Annotated in this window: 4 protein-coding genes and 1 pseudogene; 3 read left to right on the forward strand and 2 right to left on the reverse strand. The window is 66.5% G+C overall.

Annotation, left to right across the window (positions count from 1 at the left end):
• The 3 genes and pseudogenes from AB0M99_RS37615 to istB form a co-directional block, all read left to right on the forward strand.
• Window positions 1-95, forward strand: a pseudogene (locus AB0M99_RS37615) (transposase); the annotation flags it as partial.
• A gap of 122 nt (window positions 96-217) precedes the next feature.
• Window positions 218-1,636, forward strand: a complete 1,419-nt coding sequence (istA, locus tag AB0M99_RS37620; protein ID WP_365928749.1) for an IS21 family transposase — start codon at window positions 218-220, stop codon at window positions 1,634-1,636.
• Window positions 1,633-2,403 carry an IS21-like element helper ATPase IstB gene (gene istB, locus AB0M99_RS37625; protein WP_138359593.1) on the forward strand — a complete coding sequence of 257 codons (771 nt, stop codon included), beginning with the start codon at window positions 1,633-1,635 and terminating at the stop codon, window positions 2,401-2,403. Before istA ends, istB begins: the two co-directional genes overlap by 4 nt.
• Before the next feature lie 34 nt (window positions 2,404-2,437).
• Here istB and AB0M99_RS37630 read toward each other — a convergent pair whose 3' ends face one another.
• Both AB0M99_RS37630 and AB0M99_RS37635 read right to left on the reverse strand, forming a co-directional pair.
• Complete coding sequence (locus tag AB0M99_RS37630; RefSeq protein WP_365928752.1) at window positions 2,438-2,812, reverse strand: hypothetical protein; 375 nt, start codon at window positions 2,810-2,812, stop codon at window positions 2,438-2,440.
• A 31-nt stretch (window positions 2,813-2,843) separates the two neighbouring features.
• A partial coding sequence (locus AB0M99_RS37635) for a hypothetical protein (protein ID WP_365928754.1) occupies window positions 2,844-3,029 on the reverse strand: 186 nt, incomplete at its 5' end.

Consider the following 3,029-nt stretch of genomic DNA (forward strand, 5'->3'; position numbering starts at 1 on the left):
AGGGCCTGACGACCGGTGAGGTCCAGGCCCACCTGGCCGAGGTCTATGGCGCCGAAGTCTCCCGCCAGACGATCTCCACGATCACCGACAAGGTTGTCGGTGTACACGTGAACGTCCCCAGCCTCGTACGGATGAAAAGGGACAGTTGCTGATGCGGTGAGACCTGCTGCTCGGCACTCTGCTGCTTGGTCGATACGGGCGGCGGAGGGAGCTGGCAGTGGTCTTGGATCCACAGCGTTGGCTAGAGCTTCGGCGCTTTCGTGGCTTGCTGGAGTCCGGGGCGATGAGCCTGTCGGAGATCGCCAGGGAGACCGGGTTGGACCGCAAGACGGTCCGCAAGTACCTCTCGGCACCCGGGCCAGCGACCCCTCCGCGGCGGTCGCCAAGCGGGCGGTCGCGGGCAAGGGTGATCGACGAGTTCGGGCCGCTGATCGACTCGATGCTCCGGGCCGAGGTCTTGATGAAGGCCGCGGTCATCCACGAGCGGCTGGCCCAGGAGTACGGCTTCACCGGGAACTATCAGCGGGTCAAGCTCTACGTTCAGACGGCCCGGCCCAGGATCGCCGAGGAACTCGGCATCACGCCCAAGGAACTGGCGGGGATGCACCGCCGGTTCGAGGTCATCCCGGGCGCCCAGGCCCAGGTCGACTGGGGCGATGAGGGCAAGATCCTCGCCCACATGGGTATCGCGAAGGTCTACTCCTTCCACATGACGCTCTCGTACTCACGGGACCCGTTCTGCTGCTTCACCACCAGCCAGGACCTGCAGACCTTCTTCGACTGCCACCGCCGGGCCTTTGCCCACTTCGGCGGGGCACCGATGACGATCGTCTACGACCGGACCAAGACCGTCGTCCGCCGCCACGTCGCCCCTGGCGAGGCGGTCCCGCTGCATCCAGAAGCGGCGGTCGGCTTCGCCGGCCACTACGACTTCGATATCGACGTGCTGGCCGCCTACCGCCCGCAGGGAAAGGGCCGAGTCGAGCGACAGGTCCTGATCGTCCGCGACCACGTTCTGTCCGGCCGGTCATTCTCCTCCGTTGAGGAGATGGACGCCGCGTTCACCGCCTGGGTGCCCGTGCGGCGGGCCCAGATCCACAAGACGCACCGGGAGGTCATCGCGGAGCGGGCGGCGAGGGACCACGCGGCTCTCAAACCGCTGCCGCCGACCCCGTATCTGGTGGCCGAACGGCAGCTGCGGCACGTCGGCAAGGACTGCCTGGTCGCCTTCGACGGCAACCTCTACTCCGTGCCGGCCCGGCGAGTCCGCGCTCGCCAGCTGGTCGAGGTCCGGGCAACAAAGTCCCAGGTCATGCTGCATGCGACCCTCGCTGACGTCCACGGCAGCACTCTGCTGGCGACCCATCCCCGGGCCATCGGCCGCGGTGCCCGTGTCGTCGACGAGAAGCACTGGGACGGCCTGCCGACCGGCAAGGGCCGCCGGACCACCACCGGCGACATCCCGGTCCAGCCCCGTCAAGAACGGCCGCGGGGCGAGGAGCCCGGACCGTTGCAGGCCCTGCTGAACAGGGCGGCCACCCGGATCGAGGTCGGTCGCCGACCGTTGTCGGTCTATGACGAGCTGACCGGCACCCGTCCCTTCACCACCCATCGCGCGACGAAGGAACCGTCTTGAGTGAGCTGACCGGCAACCGCATCCGCACCACGGCCGGCAAGCTCGGCCTGCCCCACCTCGCTGAGACCATCAACGAGTTCACCCGCCGGGCGGACGAGGCGAAGATGGGCTACCTCGACTTCCTCGACCTGGTCCTCTCCGAGGAACTGGCCGTCCGCGACGACCGCCGCTTCCGCCAGGGCCTGCGGCTCTCCCGGCTGCCCCACCACAAGACGCTTGATGAGTACGACTTCTCGTTCCAGCCCGACCTCGACCCGCGCAAGGTCAAGGACCTGGCCACGCTCTCGTTCGTCGAGGCGAAGGCGAACGCGGCTCTCCTGGGTCCGCCGGGGGTAGGTAAGACACATATCGCCGTCGCTCTGGCCGTCGCGGCCTGCCGGGCCGGCTACTCGGTCTACTTCACCAGCCTCGACGACATGGTCCGCAACCTCAAGGCCGCCGAAGCCGCCGGCCGGCTGGCCAACAAGCTCGGCACCTACCTGCGGCCGGGCGTCCTCGTCGTCGACGAGGTGGGCTACGAGATCCTCGAACGCGGAGAAGCCAACCTGGTCTTCCAGGTCATCTCAAAGCGGTATGAAAAAGGCTCGATCATCCTGACCTCGAACAAGACTTTCAGCGAATGGGGACAAGTGTTCGGCGATGAAGTCCTCGCCACGGCCATCCTCGACCGGCTCCTGCACCACTGCGACGTGATCTCCATCAACGGACCGAGCTACCGGCTCAAGAACCGGCTCAAGGCCATCGAGCGGGATACAGACGTGGCCTGACATTCCACTTCGCACTCGGCGGCTGGAGGCCTGATCAGTCGCCGTCGAGTCGCTGGAAGATCGAGGAGAACTCGTCCGTTTCGATCAGCCCGGCGATCACCTGGGTCATGTTGCCGATCCCCGGATCCCGGACGATCAGGCCGTCCGAGACCCAGAAGTAGCGGCCACCGAGAGCCTCGTCGGTACCTGCCCAGGTCTGCATCAAGCGTTCGACTTCTGCCACCGTGAAGACGGTCGCGCTCCACCTGGAGCCGTCCTCAAGGTCCACGAAGACATCGACGTTGCACACCAAGTCCAAGTCCTCGCCTGAGCTGGGCAGGAACGATGCCCCCCAGGTTTCCGCGCGAACCCGGTACCACGGCCCGTCCCAACCTCGTTCGACCGATCCAGGCGGTGCCTTGTCACTCATCACGCGAGTGTCTCCGGCTGGCCTGACGATCTCAACCAGGTTCCTCAGCCGTGCTCCTGTCCGCGACATAGCTGGGGACGTTCATCCGTACGCGACTGGGGAGCTTAGGTCGTACGCCGACACCGTCCAGCACGGCCAGACCGATGGCGCCGATCAGACCATCGTGGTCAGGGCATCCGGTAACCGCGTCAGCGAGGATGATCTGGTTGCGTGCGGT

The sequence above is a fragment of the Streptomyces sp. NPDC051183 genome, from assembly GCF_040682455.1.
Lineage (GTDB): Bacteria > Actinomycetota > Actinomycetes > Streptomycetales > Streptomycetaceae > Streptomyces.